Source organism: Leisingera sp. SA215 (assembly GCF_055902035.1).
Genome location: NZ_JBVVXU010000005.1, coordinates 219116 through 236292 on the forward strand (window position 1 = coordinate 219116; position 17177 = coordinate 236292).

16 protein-coding genes are annotated in these 17177 nt (G+C 63.4%); 7 read left to right on the top strand and 9 right to left on the bottom strand.

Features of this window, described 5'->3' with window-relative positions; genetic code table 11:
- Positions 1-43 precede the first annotated feature (43 nt).
- The 3 genes from AC0KW6_RS08145 to AC0KW6_RS08155 are packed head-to-tail and all read right to left on the bottom strand — an operon-like array spanning position 44 to position 2920.
- Positions 44-1546, bottom strand: a complete 1503-nt coding sequence (locus tag AC0KW6_RS08145) for a TRAP transporter large permease (protein WP_323776245.1) — start codon at positions 1544-1546, stop codon at positions 44-46.
- Entirely contained in the window at positions 1546-2142 is a 597-nt protein-coding gene (locus AC0KW6_RS08150) for a TRAP transporter small permease subunit (RefSeq protein WP_323776243.1), read from the bottom strand. Before AC0KW6_RS08150 ends, AC0KW6_RS08145 begins: the two co-directional genes overlap by 1 nt.
- Positions 2135-2920 carry an N-formylglutamate amidohydrolase gene (locus AC0KW6_RS08155; RefSeq protein WP_474034641.1) on the bottom strand — a complete coding sequence of 262 codons (786 nt, stop codon included), beginning with the start codon at positions 2918-2920 and terminating at the stop codon, positions 2135-2137. Before AC0KW6_RS08155 ends, AC0KW6_RS08150 begins: the two co-directional genes overlap by 8 nt.
- 153 nt (positions 2921-3073) lie before the next feature.
- Between AC0KW6_RS08155 and AC0KW6_RS08160 the strand changes: the two genes are divergently transcribed.
- The 3 genes from AC0KW6_RS08160 to AC0KW6_RS08170 all read left to right on the top strand — a co-directional run bounded on the left by AC0KW6_RS08160 (position 3074) and on the right by AC0KW6_RS08170 (position 4776).
- Positions 3074-3946 carry a MurR/RpiR family transcriptional regulator gene (locus tag AC0KW6_RS08160; RefSeq protein WP_474034642.1) on the top strand — a complete coding sequence of 291 codons (873 nt, stop codon included), beginning with the start codon at positions 3074-3076 and terminating at the stop codon, positions 3944-3946.
- A gap of 87 nt (positions 3947-4033) precedes the next feature.
- A complete protein-coding gene (locus tag AC0KW6_RS08165; protein ID WP_474034643.1) occupies positions 4034-4375 on the top strand; it encodes a hypothetical protein in 342 nt (113 codons plus the stop codon).
- Between the two features lie 50 nt (positions 4376-4425).
- On the top strand, positions 4426-4776 hold the full coding sequence (locus AC0KW6_RS08170) for a RidA family protein (RefSeq protein ID WP_024089052.1): 351 nt from the start codon (positions 4426-4428) through the stop codon (positions 4774-4776).
- A gap of 131 nt (positions 4777-4907) precedes the next feature.
- Here the strand turns inward: AC0KW6_RS08170 and AC0KW6_RS08175 are convergent, their stop codons facing one another.
- The 6 genes from AC0KW6_RS08175 to AC0KW6_RS08200 form a co-directional block, all read right to left on the bottom strand.
- Complete coding sequence (locus AC0KW6_RS08175; RefSeq protein WP_474034644.1) at positions 4908-6182, bottom strand: aspartate aminotransferase family protein; 1275 nt, start codon at positions 6180-6182, stop codon at positions 4908-4910.
- 64 nt (positions 6183-6246) lie between these two features.
- Complete coding sequence (locus tag AC0KW6_RS08180; protein WP_474034645.1) at positions 6247-7350, bottom strand: mandelate racemase/muconate lactonizing enzyme family protein; 1104 nt, start codon at positions 7348-7350, stop codon at positions 6247-6249.
- Positions 7351-7369: 19 nt separating this feature from the next.
- On the bottom strand, positions 7370-8479 hold the full coding sequence (locus AC0KW6_RS08185) for a mandelate racemase/muconate lactonizing enzyme family protein (RefSeq protein WP_474034646.1): 1110 nt from the start codon (positions 8477-8479) through the stop codon (positions 7370-7372).
- Between the two features lie 17 nt (positions 8480-8496).
- On the bottom strand, positions 8497-9105 hold the full coding sequence (locus AC0KW6_RS08190) for a dimethylsulfonioproprionate lyase family protein (protein WP_474034647.1): 609 nt from the start codon (positions 9103-9105) through the stop codon (positions 8497-8499).
- Positions 9102-10184 (bottom strand): alcohol dehydrogenase family protein, encoded by a 1083-nt coding sequence (locus tag AC0KW6_RS08195; protein ID WP_474034648.1) that lies wholly within the window; start codon positions 10182-10184, stop codon positions 9102-9104. Before AC0KW6_RS08195 ends, AC0KW6_RS08190 begins: the two co-directional genes overlap by 4 nt.
- 102 nt (positions 10185-10286) lie before the next feature.
- Positions 10287-12746, bottom strand: coding sequence for an FAD-dependent oxidoreductase (locus AC0KW6_RS08200; protein ID WP_474034649.1), 2460 nt, complete (start codon positions 12744-12746; stop codon positions 10287-10289).
- Between the two features lie 70 nt (positions 12747-12816).
- Here AC0KW6_RS08200 and AC0KW6_RS08205 point away from each other — a divergent pair, with 70 nt between their 5' ends.
- Genes AC0KW6_RS08205 through AC0KW6_RS08220 form a run of 4 tightly spaced genes read left to right on the top strand, consistent with a single transcriptional unit; the run spans position 12817 to position 16651 of the window.
- Entirely contained in the window at positions 12817-13704 is an 888-nt protein-coding gene (locus tag AC0KW6_RS08205; RefSeq protein WP_474034650.1) for a MurR/RpiR family transcriptional regulator, read from the top strand.
- On the top strand, positions 13701-14804 hold the full coding sequence (locus AC0KW6_RS08210) for an aromatic ring-hydroxylating oxygenase subunit alpha (RefSeq protein WP_323784444.1): 1104 nt from the start codon (positions 13701-13703) through the stop codon (positions 14802-14804). The genes AC0KW6_RS08205 and AC0KW6_RS08210 overlap by 4 nt, the downstream gene beginning before the upstream one ends.
- Before the next feature lie 6 nt (positions 14805-14810).
- Entirely contained in the window at positions 14811-16265 is a 1455-nt protein-coding gene (locus AC0KW6_RS08215) for an aldehyde dehydrogenase family protein (protein WP_474034651.1), read from the top strand.
- A gap of 2 nt (positions 16266-16267) precedes the next feature.
- Positions 16268-16651 (top strand): carboxymuconolactone decarboxylase family protein, encoded by a 384-nt coding sequence (locus AC0KW6_RS08220; RefSeq protein ID WP_474034652.1) that lies wholly within the window; start codon positions 16268-16270, stop codon positions 16649-16651.
- Positions 16652-17177: the final 526 nt, after the last annotated feature.

Consider the following 17177-nt stretch of genomic DNA (forward strand, 5'->3'; position numbering starts at 1 on the left):
TCCTTGTTGAAACATCCGGCCCCTTGGCAGGACTCTTTCTTGATTATTTTCCGTAGACAAATTCCGGCAGCCACAGGGCGATTTGCGGGAAGACCATGATCAGGGCCAGGGCCAGAACCATCACCGCAGCAAAGGGGATGATCGAGACATAGATGTCCTTCAGCCCGATTTCCGGCGGCGCCATCGCCCGCATCAGGAACAGGTTATAGCCGAAGGGCGGTGTCATATAGGCGATCTGGGTGGTGATGGTGTAAAGCACCCCGTACCAGATCAGATCGAAGCCAAGCGCCCCCACCAGCGGCACATACAGCGGCGCCACGATTACCAGCATTGCGGTGTCATCCAGGAACGTGCCCATGATGATGAAGCTCAGCTGCATCAGGATCAGGATCATCCAGGGGGAAAGGCCCAGCTTGGTGGTGAACAGATCCTCGATCGCCTTCACCGCGCCGAGGCCGTCGAAAATGGCGCCAAAGGCCAGCGCGGCCAGGATGATCCACATGAACATGCAGGAGATGCCAAGGGTCGAGCGCACCGAGACCTCGAACACCTCCTTGGTCATCCGTCCCTTCAGCACCGCGGCAATGAAGGCGGTCATTGCACCGATGGCCGAACTTTCCACCAGCGAGGTCCAGCCGTTCACGAAGGGCACCATCATCGCGGCAAAAATCGCCAGCGGCAGCACGCCGGAGAACAGCAGGCGGTACTTCTCTTTCATGAACACGTCCTTGTAGAACAGCGTGTTCTTGCGGAGGGCAAAGGACAGGGCACCAAGGCCGAGGCCCAGCCCCAAGGCGTGTTCGGTCGCCATCGCGCCGGCCCAGATCAGGAGCGGCACCAGCACCAGCGCCGCGAGAATGATATAGTTCAGGCGCAGCGGATGATCGGTGACCGCTTCATACTCCGCCAGATCCTCGGGGTGCATGGCAGGGCCGAGATCCGGCTGCATCCGGGCACGGACATAGATGTAGATGATGAACATGGTGGCCATCAGCAGGCCGGGGATCACACCCGCCAGCCACAGCTGGCCCACCGGCTGACGTGCGATCATCGCATACAGGACCAGCACCACCGACGGCGGCACCAGGATCCCAAGCGAGGACCCTGCCTGAATGGTGCCGGTCACAAGAATCTTGTCATAGCCGCGCCGCAGCAGTTCCGGCAGCGCAATGGTGGCACCGATTGCCATGCCGGCCACCGACAGCCCGTTCATTGCCGAAATCAGAACCATCAGGCCGATGGTGCCGATCGCCAGACCGCCTTTCACCGGCCCCATCCAGACGTGGAACATCCGGTAGAGGTCGTCGGCGATTTTGGACTCTGACAGCACGTAGCCCATGAAGATGAACATCGGCAGCGTCAGCAGCGGATACCACTTCATCAGTTTCATCGCCGCTGAAAAGGGGATCTCCACCCCGCCGGTGCCCCACAGGAGCATGCCCGCAACCGCACCGACAAAGCCGATGGCGCCAAACACCCGCTGGCCTGTCATCAGCATCAGCATCATGCCGGCAAACATGACAATGGCAATCCATTCGTAGGACATCAGATTTCAACTCCGCGCAGGCGTCCGATATCCCGGAACAATTCGGCAAGGCATTGCAGCAGCATCAGGAAGACGCCGAAGCAGAGGATGGTTTTGACGGGCCACAGGAACGGCCGCCAGGCGGTGGAACTGCGCTCCAGGTAGCCGAGCTCTTCGCCGGTGGCCGCCGGGCCTTGGGTCACGAGCGTTTTCAGTAAATCCCAGAAGAACTGCACCGGCTCGATGCCGAAATAACCCAGGGAATAGGCGGTGGAACTCAGCGCCCCGTACATCAGGATCACCAGATAAGTGATCAGGAACAGCACGGTGAACGCATCGACCATCGCCTTGGTTTTCGTCGACCAGGCGCCGTAAAACAGATCCATCCGCACGTTCGATCCCATCTGGATCGAATAAGGCCCGCCCAGAATGTAATAGGCCACCATCACAAACTGTGCCGTTTCCAGCGTCCAGTGCGACGGGTCGAAAAAAGTCTTGGACACCGACGACCACAGCAGAACCCCGATCAGGGCAAAGATCAGATACATGGCGAAGCGGCCGATGAAGCGGTTCATCGCGTCGATGCCGCGGACATAGGCCCGGATTATTCTAGGCATCAGGCCCTCCCTCTGCCGTCAGCGCGGCCAGGGCCGGGCGCAGCAATGTCAGCATTTCTTCTGCCATGGCCTCTTCTTCGTCCGGCGTGGTCACCAGATCATTGCGGATTTCGATCATCACATTGGCCAGCCCGTGCGCCAGCCCGTGGACCTTCAGCGAATGGGTGACGCCGTCGGCAGGGCCATAAGGCTCGTTGCGCTCAACCTGGCGGTGCGGCAGGGCAGGGGCCGCGGCCAGCATCGCATCCGCCAGCCGGCTGTCGGCGTCATGCAGGATGCCGATCTCCACCGCGCGGCACTCGCCGTAATACACCGGCGTGAAGCTGTGCATGGTGACCAGAACGGTTTGCAGCCCGGCATCCTTGCGGACCTTGATGAGCTTGGCGGCAGCGCCGCAGAACGGGGCATAGACCGTATCTGCACGTTCCTGCCGCTGTGCTGCGGTCAGACCCTTGTTGCCGGGCACCTCCACCAGTTCGGATTTCTCCGGCATCGCCGAGGCAGCCTCGGGCGGGCGGTTGCAGTCGTAAACCAGCCGCGACACGGTGCTGGCTACCAGCGGGGCATCCAGCACCCGGGACATATGCAGCGCCACCGCCCGCGCACCCGGGTCCCAGGCGGCATGGCTCAGCCGGTCCTCGTCCCGCAGCCCCAGCCCGTCATAGCGCGCGGGGATATTGTTGGACGCGTGCTCGCACAACAGCAGAACCGGGCTGGTGCCCTCACGGTTCACTACCTCCACAGCCTCCTCCTGAGCGTGAGAATCGCTCTCTCGCATATGCCGCCTCCCTGCGATTTGGAAAAATGTTTCCATGAAGAGATAATTGTGTCAATATCTTTTCATGTCCGGTTTCGCACAGAGATTCCTGAAACTTTCTTTTCAGGCCGGATCCGGATAGGAAAGTGTCTGTTCAAAAGCAGGATTGCCCCGTTGACGAAACCGCCAGCCACCGTTCGCGAGTTGATCCGCGAGACCTATTCCTCGCTCACCCAGTCCGAACGCAAGTTCGCAAATCTGCTGCTGGAGAACTATCCTGCGGCGGGGCTGGCCTCGATCACCATTGTGGCCAACAATGCTGATGTTTCGACGCCGACGGTTGCCCGGATGGTGCAGAAACTGGGCTTCAAGGGCTATCCGCAATTCCACCAGGCGCTGCTGAAGGAGCTGGAGGCCAAGGTCTCCGGCCCGACCAAGCGGCGGGACAATTGGGCGACCGAGGCGCCCGAGGGCCACCTGCTGAACAGATTTGGACAGGCGGTGACCGACAACCTGCAGCAGACATTCTCGAATATCGACACCGCCCAGTTCGATGCGGCCGTGCATCAGCTCGCAAATACCGAGGGGCGGCTTTATGTGGTGGGCGGCCGCATCACCCGGGCGCTGGCGGATTACGCCTTTACCCATTTCCAGGCGATCCGGCAGCGGGTGACCCATATGACGTCCTCCTCCGCCACCTGGCCGCACTACGTGCTGGACATGGTGGAGGGCGATACCCTGCTGCTGTTCGACGTGCGCCGCTATGAAACCAACCTGCAGCGTTTGGCCGAACTCGCCTCCGAACGCGGGGTGAAGATTGTTCTGATCACGGACCAATGGGCCAGCCCGATTGCATCGGTTGCCGACCACATCTTCAACTGCTGGGTCGAAATCCCCTCGGCCTGGGACTCCAACATCTCAACCATGATGCTGCTGGAAGCGATGATTGCCGCCACCCAGGAAGAAAGCTGGGACAAGACCAAGGACCGCTACGACCGCTTGGACGAGCTGTTTGATATGACCCGCTTGTTCCGCAAGTTCTCCTGACCAGAAAACAGGCTGCTGCATGGACATTGACCTCCGGTTGCGCCTTACTGGGCATCAAGCTGGTTTCTTTCAGGCAGGAGTATTCACATGCGACTAATCGCAATTCTGGCGCTGGCCGCACTTGCCGCCGCACCCGCCGCAGCCAACCCGCTCAGCCGCATGCTGGCCAATTCCGGGCTGTCGCCGCAGGACACCAACATCATGCGAAAGGCCGAAAAATCTCTGCTGGCCGAGGCGCAGGGCGGCACCGGCAAGCGGTCCGAATGGGCCAACCCGGACAGCGGCGCACATGGCGAGGTCAGGGTGGCCGGCAAGGAGGGCGCATGCCTGCTCTTGCAGCATCGGGCCTTCCTGAAGGACAGCCAGGACCCTAAGCAGCTCCGGCGCAAGTTCTGCCCGTCAGGAGCTGACTGGCTGTTGACCCAGTAACCCGCCATATAAGCACAACAAGTTCCAATCAGATCAAGGAAGATGAAAATATGCCTGACATCACACGCAAACACACCGGCCAGCGGATGAGCCAGATCGTGACCCACGGCGATACCATTTATCTGGCGGGCCAGGTCGGCACTGCCGGAGCCAGCGTTGCGCAGCAGACCCAGGATTGCCTGGACAAGATCGACGCCCTGCTGGCCGAGGCCGGAAGCAGCAAGACCCGCATCCTGCAGACAGTGATCTGGCTTGCCGACATGAAGGATTTTGCCGAGATGAACGCAGTTTGGGACGCCTGGGTCCCCGAGGGCCACGCCCCGGCACGCGCCTGCGGCGAGGCGAAGCTGGCCCGCGAGGATCTTCTGGTCGAGCTAATCGTCACCGCTGCCAAGGCCTGATCCTGGCGGAGGAAGCAAACAGGCGGGCCACCGGCCCGCCTTCTCTTTGCCCGGTGCCGCAGCAGCACAGGCTCGGGACCTCAGGCCAATGCCCGGCCCCGGGCCCGATTCACGTGCAACCGCGGCTGCTTTCAGTCCAGCGCCATTGCCGCTTTGCGGATGGCTGCTTCGGTCTGTTCCAGGTCCTCCCCGGTCAGCGCCAGGCTTGGGTAGGTCTTGCCGGGCGACTTGAAAATGCCCTCCGCGCGCAGCATCTCATTGTACCGTCTGGAGCGGTTTAAGTTGCCTGCCTGGGTGTCGCGGTAGTCCCTGACCTGGGCATCGGTGAACACAACCTCGAAAAGCGCAGGCTCGCCCACGATCCGGAACGGCACCCCGGCGTCCTCCAGTGCCGCACTGGTTGCCTGCATCAGCCGCTTGCCGTGGCCGTTCAGCCGGTCATAGGCGCCCTCGCGGCGCAGCACTTCCAGGGTCTTGAGGCCCGCCGCCGCGGCCACCGGATTGCCCGACAATGTGCCCAGCTGCATCAGCCAGCCCTCGGCGCCGACCTGCGCCTTGTCGAAATGCCGCATGATATCCGCCCGGCCCGCAATCGCTGCCAGGGGGAAGCCGCCGCCGATCACCTTGCCCAGCGTTGCCAGATCCGGGGTCACCCCATACAGTTCCTGCCCGCCGCCATAGGTGGAGCGGAAGCCGGTCACCACCTCGTCAAAGATCAGCAGGCTGCCGTATCTCTGCGTCTCCTCGCGCAGCAGTTCCAGGAACCCCGGCAGCGGCGGTACGATGCGCTGCAGCGGCTCGGCGATGATCGCGGCGATCTCGTGCCCATGCTCCGCCATCAGCTGCTTGATGTACTCAAAATCGTTGAACGGCGCCACCAGCACCTCTGCCGCCACCGATGGCGGGATGCCCGCACTGTCCGGCACCGCCTGCGGGAAGTTCACCCGCACCGAGGGCGCCAGACTCATCTGCGCCTCGGCCGACATGCCATGATAACCGCCTTCGAATTTCAGGATCTTGGTGCGGCCAGTGAATGCCCGCGCCAGCCGGATCGCATACATATCCGCCTCGCCGCCGGTGGAGACATAGCGCAGCTGCTCGCCGCAAGGCACCGCGCGGCAGATCTCCTCGGCCAGCTCAATGCCGCGGGCATTGCTGGCAAAGAAGGTCATGCCCTTGGGCAGCTGCTGCAGCACCGCCTCCATCACCTCCGGATGGCCATGGCCCAGCATCATCGGACCGGAGCCGATCAGATAGTCGATGTACTCCTTGCCGTCTTCGTCCCGCACCCGCGCGCCGTTGCCCTCGCGGATGACGATACCGGGATCGAAATTGCCGAAGCCGCCCGCGGGCAGCACCGTGCGGGCGCGTTCGGTCCATTCGGCCTGGGAGAGGATCTTTTCCATGTCTTTAGTTCCTGTTGGGGCGGGTTGCCCATTGTTAGGTGATTTTTGATCAAAAAGTCAAAAATTAGTCGATCACAGCTGCGGGAGCACCCAGGCTCTCCCGGTCAGGGCGTACACCCAGGCCGGGGCCTTCGGGCGGTGCAATGCGGCCATTGCGGCGCTCTGGTCCCGCCGGGTCCAGCCGCGGGCTGACGTAGGAGGACAGGTCGCAGACGTTCATGACACTCAGCGGATCGGTGGCGGCGCCCAGATGCAGCAGTGCGGCGGTGGTGATGTCGGAACCCCAGGTGTCCTCGATGCACATCTTCGCGCCCAGGTGCAGGCACAGGTCACGGGCCCGGCGCGAGGCCGACAACCCGCCGAATTTTGACAGCTTGATGGCAACCGCATCCATCACCCCGGCGGCATGGCCTGCCAGCAGCGATGCCGTGTCATGGGCGTTCTCATCCAGCTTCATCGGCAGCCCGCAAGCCGCGCGCACCCGGGCGCAGTCCTCGATGGTGGCACAGGGCTGCTCCAGCATGATGTCGAGATCAGCGACAGCACGGCCGACGCGGGAGGCATCCAGCGAGGAGGCGCCGCAGTTCCAGTCGCCATAGACCAGGGGGCCGTCACCCACCGCCTCACGCACCATCCGCAGACGGGCCGCATCCGCCTGCCAGTCCCGGTCCGCGCCGAGTTTCACCTGAAATTGGCTGATGCCGGTGTCCTGGGCGTCGCGGGCAATGCGGGCCATCTCTTCGGGCGCAACGCAGGTGATCGAGTGATAAAGCGGCATATCCGCCTGCCGCTGCCCGCCCAGCAGCGCGTGCAGCGGCAGGTTCGCGGCCTGCCCGGTCAGGTCCCACAGCGCGATGTCGATGGCGGATTTGGCGTAAGCGTGCCCCTGCAGCCAGGCGTCCAGCTTGGCCATCACCGCCTCCGGCCCCGCCGGATCGGCGCCCAGCAGCACCGGTGCCATCTCCTCGACCGCAGGCACCACGCCGCGGGCATAGGCAGGCAGGTAGTGCGGGATCGGGCAGACTTCGCCCCATCCGGTGAGGCCGGTGTCGGTATCCAGCGCCAGAACCACGCTTTCAACCGTATCGCAGGTCTTGCCCTCGGCCATGTAATAAGCGGCGTGGCTGGTCAGCGGCACATGCCACAGGGAAATCCGGGTAATCTTCATGCCTTGTCTCCTGCTTGAACTATCGCTGATACACTGCAAACGGCTCCCCCAGCGCGCCCTCTTCCGGGGCCACCCCGAGGCCCGGCAAAGAGGGGGGAACGGCGGTGCCGCTGGCGTTCCGCGCGCCCTGGCCCGGCACCGGGTCCACGTGCAGATGATAATGGCACAGCCAGCTCGCCAGCCGGTTTGCCGCCGGCGTCGAGGCGGCCAGATGGATTGCTGCCGTATCGGCCAGCGCCGAACCGCCAACATCTTCGATATGCATCTGCCAGCCGACCGAGACTCCGAAGTCACGGATCTGCCGCGCTTTGGTCAGGCCGCCAACACGGTTGGGTTTCACTTTCACCCCCTCGCAGGCGCCGCGCTGCCAGGCGTTCAGATGGTCGCCGAAGCTGTGCAGGCATTCATCCAGCATGATCGGGTTGCAGACACGGGACGCCACATGGGCGCATTGGTCCAGCGTCTCGCAGGGCTGCTCCACCCAGTCGCGTGCCTTGACTGAATTCAGAACCTCAACCGCCACGCCCGGCTGCCAGGCGCGGTTCACATCGAACGTTACCTTGTGCCCCTTGGGCAGGCCTTCGGAAATCGCCTCGATCCGGTCGATGTCGAGGCTGGTGTCGGTGCCGCCCACCTTGGCCGAATGCACGGTGTAGCCCTTTTGCGCGGCGCAGGCGATCAGCGCCAGCATCTGCTCCGGGCTGCCGGTGGAGATCGAAGAGTTGACCAGCACCGGTGCCGCCTCGGCGCCGCCCATGAGCTGCCACAACGGCAGGCCCGTGGCCTTGCCCAGGATATCCCAGCAGGCCATGTCGATCGGAGATTTCACATAGGGATGCCCCGGCAGCTGCACATCCATCACCCGGTTCACATGGTCCAGGCTGCGCGGGTCGAGGCCAAGGAGGGCGGGCGCCAGCGTGTCTATCCCGGCCCTGATCCCCGGCCCATGCGCGGGCAGGTAGGTATGCCCCCAGGGGCAGCCTTCGCCCCAGCCCGAGACACCCTCGTCGGTATCTATGCGCACAAAGGTGCTGTCGAGTTTCTCGAACTTCAGCCGTCCGCCTGAAAGAAAGCAGGGTTCCGTGAGCGGCATATCGAGCTGGCAGACAGTGATGCGGGTGATCTTCATGGCGGCGCTCCTGTTGCTCAGCCGGGGGACATTGCCGGATCATCCGCCAGACCTTCGCCGCGCCAGAAGACGAAGCAGAGGATCGGATGCTCGTTGGTGATCATGGCGTGCGGCTGGCCGGGCCCGTGCATCTTGGTATCGCCCGGCACCAGGCGGCGGACCTCTTCGCCCCTGGCCATGAAATCGGCGCTGCCGGAGAGGATGGTATAAAGCTCCTCCGGCCCGTGCTGATGCCAGGGGTAGTCGAGCCGAGGCCCCCAGTAGCCGATGGTCATCCGGGTCTGGGCTGAGTGGAAGTGGCCGGTGGGGCCCACCAGCTCAAACCAGCCGAAGCGCTGCAGGAAATCCTGGCCGACCTCCTCCTCGGTATAGGTGAGGCGCCATTCCGCATGCGGCGCCAGCGCCATGATGGCCTGCTGCAGGGCGCGGACCTCACCCTCTGCCGGGATGCCCTCGGCAGCAAAGCCGGGGTCCGATTGCACCAGCGCGGCACCGGGGACTTGGCAGCCTTCGCGCCCGGCCCAGGTGATGTCATCGGGCCAGGGCTGGAATTCCGCCACTTCGGGCAGGGTGGCATGGAACGCCTTGGCGGCCTCCAGCGCTTGATCGAACAACGCCCGGCTCATGGGATCACCACGATATTGCCGGTGTGCTTCTTGGCGATGAAGGCGGCCTGCGCCTCCTTCAGGTCCGACAGCGGATAGGTCGCGGCCAGCGCCGGTTTGATCTCTCCCTTCTCGATGTAGGAGACCACATCGGTAAAGTTGCGGTGCGGTGTCACGGTGGAGCCAGTGAATGTCAGATCGCGCAGATAAAAAGTGCGCAGGTCCAGCTCCACCATCGGCCCGGCAATCGCACCCGAGCAGGTATAGCGCCCGCCGCGCTCCAGCACGCCGATCAGCTTGGGCCAGGCAGTACCGCCGACCACATCGGCCACTACAGTGACTCTTTCCTCACCAAGCGCGGCCCGCAGGTTATCCGGCGCGCGCGGCAGGATCAGGTCGGGGCCGAGTTCCGCGACCTCTGCGTGCTTGGCCTCGGAGGCCATCGCGATCACCCGGGCGCCGCGGCGTTTGGCCAGCTGGATCAGTGCACCGCCAACCCCGCCCGAGGCGCCGGGGATAAGCACCGTGTCGCCTTCGCTAGCATTGGCGCGGCTCAGCATGCCTTCGGCGGTGACATAGGAGCAGGAGAAGGTCGCCAGCTCCGCATCGCTGAAGGGGCTTTCCACCACCGCCACACCGCGCACATCCGCCTTGGTGTATTCGGCGAAGCCGCCATCGCATTCGGAGCCGAAGTAGCCGGCCTTGTCCATGTTTTCCGGGTCGTCCCAGTCGCGCACCCAGCCGCCGGCCATGACGCGCTTGCCGATCAGGGCAGGGTCGGCGCCTTCGCCAACCGCCACCACTTTGCCAACCGCATCGGCACCCTGGATGCGCGGGAAGGTGAGGGGGCGGCCGCCCCAGGTCGGATCCTCCTCGCCGACCTCGTCAAAGGCGCCGCCGGTGGTGGCACCCTCGACACTCTTGGAATACCAGCCGGAGCGGGTGTTCACATCGGTGTTGTTGAGCCCGCAGGCACCGACCTTGATCAGCACCTCCATCGGGCCGGGCTGCGGCACCGGCCAGTCCTGGTGCCATTCGTATTTGTCCAGATCGCCATGGCCGGTCAGAACCATCGCTTTCATGGTGTCGGGCAGGGTCATTTCTCGGGTTTCCCTTTTGGCTATGGGGAAGGGGGCGCTGCCCCCCGCCTTCGGCTCCCCCCGGAGTATTTTTGAAAAGATGAAGGGGAGCCTGTTGTTTGCTTATTCTGCCGGAGCGAGTTCGGCGTCGGTGCGGGGCAGCAGGCTTTCGGGATCATAGGCAGGGGCGCCCAGGATCCGGCCCTTGCGCGGCTCGCCGGCAACGATCACTTCGATCGAAGTGCCAGGCACATTGGCGTGCGGCTTGACGTAGGCAAAGGCCAGGATCTTGCCGGCGGTGTGGCCATAGGCAACCGAGGCGGTGGAGCCCACGACCTGGCCGTCCAGCAGGATGGCCTCGCCGCCGTGGCCGTCCTCGATGCCGTCCGGTTCGATCTCCAGATAGGCGCAGACCCAGGGCAGGGCGTCGGCGTTCAGTGTCTTGTCCTTGCCCAGATAGACCTTATCGGTGCGGGCAAAACGCAGCACATCCGCTTCGGCCAGGGTCACCTCGTTGGTGAGCTCGCCAGCGCCCTTGAAACCCTTCTCCATCCGCATCGCGTTCATCGCAAAGGAGCCGTAATCGGCAATTCCGTGCGCTTCGCCTGCCGCCCAAAGCGCGTCATAAACAGCCAGGGCGCTGCCGCGCGGGATGTGCAGTTCCCAGCCGAGCTCGCCGGCGTAGGACATGCGGAAGGCCCAGAGTGTGTGGCCCGCGACCTCAATCTGCTGCGCGGTCAGCCATTTGAAGCCGGCGTTGGTCAGGTTCGCATCGGTGCAAGCACCGAGGACCTCGCGGGCTTTCGGACCATTGAGAGCAAGGGCGGCCCAATCGGTGGAAAGCGTTGTGATCTCCACCACTTCATCTGCGCGGTTCTGGTTCAGGTGGTCCAGCAGCCGCTGCTCAAAGAAGGCGGCGCAGACCAGGTAGTAGCTGTCCTCGGCCAGCTTAACCACAGTGGTTTCCAGCTCGATCCGGCCGCGGCGGTTCAGCATATGGGTGAGGGCAATGCCGCCAGCCTTCTGCGGCAGGCGGTTGGCGGTCAGCCGGTCCAAGAGCGCAGCGGCGCCGGGGCCCGAGACCTCAACCTTGGTGAAGGCGGAGATGTCCATGATGCCAACGCCTTCGCGCACGGCCTTGCATTCCAAGCCCACCATGCCGTGCACGTCGTTGCGGCGGAAGGAATAGTGATCGTGCTGCGCGACACCGTTCTTGGCAAACCAGCGTGGGCGCTCGTGGCCATAGACCTCCTCATAGACCGCGCCCTTTTCTTTCAGCCGCTCATAAAGCGGCGAGGGTTTGACCGGGCGGCCTGCCAGACGGTTGAAATGCGGAAAGGGGATCTCGTGACGCAGCTTGTAATCCTCATGCGCCTTGGTCACCTGCCAGTCCTTGGTGGCATAGGCGCCGAAGCGGCGCGGGTCGTACTCGCGCATCGAGATGTCGGCGGCGCCATGCACCATCCAGCGTGCCAGCTCGCGGGTCAGGCCCGGGCCCCAGCCGATGCCGATCTGGGTGCCGCAGCAGCACCAGTAGTTCTTCACACCGGGCGCCGGGCCGATCAGGGGGTTGCCGTCCGGCGGATGCGAGATGGCGCCGTGCACTTCGCGCTGGATACCCAGCTCAGAGAAGATCGGCATCCGGTTCAGGCTTTCCTCCAGCCACGGCATCACCCGGTCGTAATCGGCATCAAACAGCCAGTTCTCGTAGTCCCAGGGGCAATGATCGTGCCAGACCGAGTTGCTGCCTTCCTTCTCGTAGATCCCGATCAGGCCGCGCTTCTGCTCCATGCGGATGTAGCCCGAGACCTTCTTGTCGTCGCGGATCACCGGCAGTTCTTTGTCCAGTGCTTCGAATTCCGGCACCGGCTCGGTGACGAAGTAATGGTGGGTCATCGAGGTCATCGGCAGCTGCAGCCCGGACCATTCGCCCATCTGGCGGGCATAGGTGCCGCCGGCGTTGACCACATGCTCGCAGCGGATGCTGCCCTTTTCCGACTCGACGATCCACTCGCCGTCGGGGCCTTGCGTGATGTTGGTGGCGCGGCAGTGGCGGATGATGCGGGCACCCTGCTGGCGGGCGCCGGCGGCCAGTGCCATGGTCACGTTGGTCGGGTCCACGTGGCCGTCATCGGGGGTGTAAAGCGCGCCCAGAACCCCTTCGAGGTTATAGAAGGGGTGCAGCTCTGCGACTTTCCCGGGCCCAACCAGTTCGATGTTGAAGCCCAGGCTGCGGCCAACGGACAAGGTGTGGCGCAGCCAGTCCATTTCATCCTCGGTATAGGCCAGGCGGAACGAGCCGCAGCCGTGCCAGGTCACAGCCTGGCCGGTCTCTTCTTCCAGTTTTCCGGAATAAAGGCCGATGTTGTAATCGACGCATTTGCCAAGGCCGAAGGAGCTGGTGGAATGGGTGATCTGGCCCGCCGCGTGCCAGGTTGAGCCCGAGGTGAGTTCGGATTTCTCCAGCAGCACCACCTCCGGGCCCCAGCCCTCATGCGCCAGGTGATAGGCCAGGCCCACCCCCATAACGCCGCCGCCCACGATGACCACTTTGGCCTGTGTCGGGAATTCTTTCTCAGCCATTTCGCCGTTCCTGATTGCAATGCGCTTTTCTGCTCGACAGGCTAATTCCATTTTTGTACCATCGTCAATCATGAATGGCACAAATGTATCATCGACTGTTTTAGAGCGCCTCGCCGAAGAGTGGGACGCGCTGACCCCTGAGGCACAGAAGGCGGCCCGCTATGTGCTGGAGAACCCTGCGGATGTGGGGGTTTCCACCGTGCGCGAGATTGCCGAGGCGGCGAATGTGAAGCCCAACACCTTTGTCCGCATGGCGCGGCAGGTGGGGTTTGAGGGCTATGAGGATTTCCGCGCCCCGTTCCGCGATGCGATTCGCAAGGGCGGGGTGTCCTTCCCCGACCGGGCGCGCTGGCTGCAGGATATTTCCAGGTCGGGCGAACTGGGCGGGCTTTATGCCGATATGATCGGCGCCGCGATCCGGAATATCGAGGAAACCTTTGCGGCTATCGACGCCGGCAATCTGGAGGCCGCGGCGCATGCGATCTGGAACTCCCGGCAGGTTTTCACGCTTGGGGTAGGCGTCAACAACGCCAATGCCCGCAACTTCACCTATCTTGCCTCCACCGGCATGAAGCAATTCCACGCCATCCCGCGGCCTGGCTCCACGGCGGTTGATGACCTCGCCTGGGCGGACAGCCAGGATGTGCTCATCGCCATGACCTGCAAGCCCTATAGGGCTGAAGTGATCGAGGCGATTCAGATAGCGCGCGAACAAGGGGTCACCATCGTCGGCATCTCCGACAGCCCCGCCAGCCCCGTGATCCTGCAAGCGGACCACGGATTTACCGTCGCGGTGGACACGCCGCAATTCTTCCCATCCTCCGTCTCGACCATCGCCTTTTTGGAAACGCTGCTGTCCTTTGTGATTGCCGTCTCCAGCGAGGAAATCGTCGAGCGGGTGGAGAAATTTCACAAACGCAGGCACCAGCTGGGCATCTACGCGGAGGACCCTGAATGAACGCAGCCCCGACCCATTCCCTCGCGGCGCGGTACTACACCGACCCGGCCGTCTTCGAGGCCGAACGCAATGGCCTGCTGGCCCGCAGCTGGCAATTTGCAGGCCATGCCAGCCAGCTGGAAAATCCAGGCGACTACTTTGCTTTTGAACTGGCCGGTGAAAGCCTGTTCAGCATCAGGGGCCGCGATGGCGAAATCCGCACCTTCTATAATGTCTGCCAGCACCGCGCCCACCAGCTGGTTTCCGGTGAAGGCACCACGCGGGTTGTGGTCTGCCCGTATCACGCCTGGACCTATGAGCTTACCGGCCAGCTGCGCGCCGGTCCGAACATCAAGGCGGTTCAGGGGTTCGACAAAACCAAGATCTGCCTGACTGGGGTGCGGACCGAGGTGTTCCTTGGCTTCATCTTTGTGAACCTCGATCCTGAAGCGAAGCCGATGGATGATTGGTTTCCCAATGTCCGGAGCGAGCTGGAAAGCTTCGTGCCAAACTGGGGTGACCTGAAGCCGCTGGAATGGGTCGATATCCCGGAGAACTGCAATTGGAAGGTTTCGGTCGAAAACTACTCCGAATGCTACCACTGCAGCCTCAATCACCCGACGTTCGCCACCGGGGTGATCAAGCCGGAAACCTATGACATCCAGCCCCAGGGCTATTGCCTGCGCCACACCACCGAGTGCAACGCCCAGGACCAGATGACCTATGACATCAACTCGGGGTTCGAAAACAACGGCAAATATTCAAGCTGGTTCCTCTGGCCGATGTTCTCCTTCCAGGTCTATCCGGGTAATCTTCTGAATACCTATCATTGGCGGGCAGTGGATGCCGGTCATGTGGTGGTCTGGCGCGGCTGGTACTCCATCGGCGGCGAGGACAATGAAACCGTGCGCCGCATGGCAGTGCAGGACCGCGCAACCACGGTCGAGGAAGACATCCACCTGGTGGAATCGGTGCAGCGGGGCCTCAAAAGCCGCGGCTATGTTCCCGGGCCTTTGGTGGTTGATCCCGCTTGCGGAGTGAACTCGGAACACTCCATCCTGCATCTTCAGAAATGGATGCGCGAAGCGGCAGACCGCGACCTCGCAGCAGCAGGGACTTGAACGGTTATGATACAGCTTGATGCCGAATGGCTGAACTATATCGACGGTGAATGGATGTCTGGCGGGGCAGGGTGGATCGATGTCACCAACCCCGCCAACGGCGAACTGCTGGCCCGCCAGGCGCTGGCCGATGCCGCCGACGTGGACCGTGCCGTGCAGGCCGCCCGCCGCCTGCACCTGTCCGGTGAACTGTCGGCGCTGCGCCCGATTGAGCGCGGGCGCATGGTGCAGGCTATGGGCCGCTACCTCCTCGACAATCTCGACGAGATCGCCCGTGTCCTGACCCTGGAACAGGGCAAGCCGCTCTGGGAATCCCGGATCGAGGTGGAGGGCGCCGCCCTCTATTTCGAATATTACGGCAATCAGGCCAGCACGGTGGAGGGCCGCTCGATCCCGCTGGGCGGCGGCTATTTCGACTGGACCGAGAACGAGCCGATGGGCGTCTCCGCCCAGATCATCCCCTGGAACTACCCGGTGGAGATGACTGCGCGTTCGCTCTCCGCGGCCCTCGCCACCGGCAACGCCTGCGTGATCAAGACGCCCGAGCTTACCCCGCTCACCAACGCCTGGCTGGCCCGCGCGGCCGAGGCCGCCGGTTTTCCGGCGGGTGCGGTCAATATCCTGTGCGGCTACGGGCACGAGGCGGGCGCCGCCCTGTCGGGTCATCCGCAGGTCAACCAGATCGTCTTCACCGGCTCCGTCCCCACTGGCATCCGCATCGCCACCGCGGCAGCGCAGAACGTGGTGCCTTGCGTGCTTGAACTCGGTGGAAAATCCGCCGCCATCGTGCATGAGGACGCCGACCTTGAAGCGTTTGAGAATGACATCCGCTGGGGCATCTATTTCAACGCAGGCCAGGTCTGCAGCGCCATGAGCCGGGTCATCGTGCACGAAAGCCGCCACGATGAACTGGTGGAGCGCGCGGTGAACGTGGCCCAAAGCCTGAGCGTAGGCCCCGGCATCGACCGCCATGAATTCGGCGCCAACATGGGGGCGATGGTCTCCATGCCCCAGCGCGACCGCGCCCTGGGCATCGTCCAGCAGGCCCAGGCCGGCGGCGCCATCATTGCAACCGGCGGCACGCCCGTCGGCAATGCGGGCGCCTTCTTGGCTCCGACCGTTGTCTCCGGCCTCACCCCGTCGGACAGCATCGCCAGCGAGGAAATCTTCGGGCCGGTGCTCTCGGTCCTCAAGTTCCGGTCCGATGCCGAGGCGATCGAGATCGCCAACAGCACCGAATACGGGCTGGCCGGCGGCGTCTTCACCCGCGATCTGGACCGCGCCACCCGCTGCGCCCGCCAGCTCCGTGCAGGCCAGGTCTTTGTGAACGAATGGTACGCAGGCGGCGTCGAAACCCCCTTTGGCGGCTACGGCAAATCCGGCTATGGCCGCGAAAAGGGCCGCGAGGCGCTGTGGAACTATGTGCAGACCAAGAATATCGCCATGAAATTGAGAGGCTGAGGATGAACGTATTTGATGAAGACCTGTTCCTGAAAGGCCTGGAGCAGCGCAAGGCAACCCTTGGCGCGGCATACGTCGAGAAGAACCTGGCCGCGGCGGATGATTTCACCCGGCCTTTTCAGGAGGCGATGACCGCCTGGTGCTGGGGCTTCGGCTGGGGCGATGATGTCATAGATGCCAAGACCCGTTCGATGATGAATCTGTCAATGATCGGCGCGCTGGGCAAGATGCATGAGTGGGAGCTGCACTGCCGCGGCGCCATCAGTAATGGCGTCACCCAAGAGGAGATCCGCGCGATCATCCATGTGATCGGGATTTACTGCGGTGTGCCCCAGGCCCTGGAATGCTTCCGCGCCGCCCGCAAGGTTCTGGAAGAGCAGGGCTGAGCGCTGAGCTTTCAGTTTTGCAGATTGAACGGCGGCTGTTCTGTCCGATCTTGTTCGGGTCTGATGCCGCATTGGGCTTTGGCGGCCTTTCCGGGCGTGTTGTTGCGGGGAAAGACGCGGGGCGACTCGTTTTTCGGGGGTGATTTGCTGTGATTCCGGAGGTGGCCTGTGGATAAGGCGGGGTGGTCTGTGGGTAAATCCGCCGGATCCCGGGGCGGCGGGGTCCGGGGCGGGGTTTGGAGCGGGGTGCGGCGGTTCTGATGGCGGGAGGCGGGGCAGGGGGCGCGAGTTTATTCCGGCGTAAGTTATTGATTTTGCAGTGATTGTGGTTTTTCACGGCAGAAAGTTTTGTTTTTTGCGATTTTGGGCTTGCGGGTTTGGGGGGTGAACCGTAAAAGCCCCCTCACCGGCGGCGCTGAGGCGCAGCGGGACACACCGGACGGGGCGGCGGCGACGCAGGAACGGACGGGAGACACGGCGGAGAGACGCCGGGACGGGCCGGAGAGACGGCAGGACACCCGGGAGA

What these genes read in the sequence shown, in the direction of transcription:
- AC0KW6_RS08200 (WP_474034649.1), bottom strand. Translation starts at nt 12,746, where the DNA reads ATGGCTGAGAAAGAATTCCCGACACAGGCCAAAGTGGTCATCGTGGGC.
- AC0KW6_RS08165 (WP_474034643.1), top strand. Translation starts at nt 4,034, where the DNA reads ATGCGACTAATCGCAATTCTGGCGCTGGCCGCACTTGCCGCCGCACCC.
- AC0KW6_RS08145 (WP_323776245.1), bottom strand. Translation starts at nt 1,546, where the DNA reads ATGTCCTACGAATGGATTGCCATTGTCATGTTTGCCGGCATGATGCTG.
- AC0KW6_RS08210 (WP_323784444.1), top strand. Translation starts at nt 13,701, where the DNA reads ATGAACGCAGCCCCGACCCATTCCCTCGCGGCGCGGTACTACACCGAC.
- AC0KW6_RS08175 (WP_474034644.1), bottom strand. Translation starts at nt 6,182, where the DNA reads ATGGAAAAGATCCTCTCCCAGGCCGAATGGACCGAACGCGCCCGCACG.
- AC0KW6_RS08150 (WP_323776243.1), bottom strand. Translation starts at nt 2,142, where the DNA reads ATGCCTAGAATAATCCGGGCCTATGTCCGCGGCATCGACGCGATGAAC.
- AC0KW6_RS08220 (WP_474034652.1), top strand. Translation starts at nt 16,268, where the DNA reads ATGAACGTATTTGATGAAGACCTGTTCCTGAAAGGCCTGGAGCAGCGC.
- AC0KW6_RS08180 (WP_474034645.1), bottom strand. Translation starts at nt 7,350, where the DNA reads ATGAAGATTACCCGGATTTCCCTGTGGCATGTGCCGCTGACCAGCCAC.
- AC0KW6_RS08205 (WP_474034650.1), top strand. Translation starts at nt 12,817, where the DNA reads ATGAATGGCACAAATGTATCATCGACTGTTTTAGAGCGCCTCGCCGAA.
- AC0KW6_RS08155 (WP_474034641.1), bottom strand. Translation starts at nt 2,920, where the DNA reads ATGCGAGAGAGCGATTCTCACGCTCAGGAGGAGGCTGTGGAGGTAGTG.
- AC0KW6_RS08215 (WP_474034651.1), top strand. Translation starts at nt 14,811, where the DNA reads ATGATACAGCTTGATGCCGAATGGCTGAACTATATCGACGGTGAATGG.
- AC0KW6_RS08170 (WP_024089052.1), top strand. Translation starts at nt 4,426, where the DNA reads ATGCCTGACATCACACGCAAACACACCGGCCAGCGGATGAGCCAGATC.
- AC0KW6_RS08190 (WP_474034647.1), bottom strand. Translation starts at nt 9,105, where the DNA reads ATGAGCCGGGCGTTGTTCGATCAAGCGCTGGAGGCCGCCAAGGCGTTC.
- AC0KW6_RS08195 (WP_474034648.1), bottom strand. Translation starts at nt 10,184, where the DNA reads ATGACCCTGCCCGACACCATGAAAGCGATGGTTCTGACCGGCCATGGC.
- AC0KW6_RS08185 (WP_474034646.1), bottom strand. Translation starts at nt 8,479, where the DNA reads ATGAAGATCACCCGCATCACTGTCTGCCAGCTCGATATGCCGCTCACG.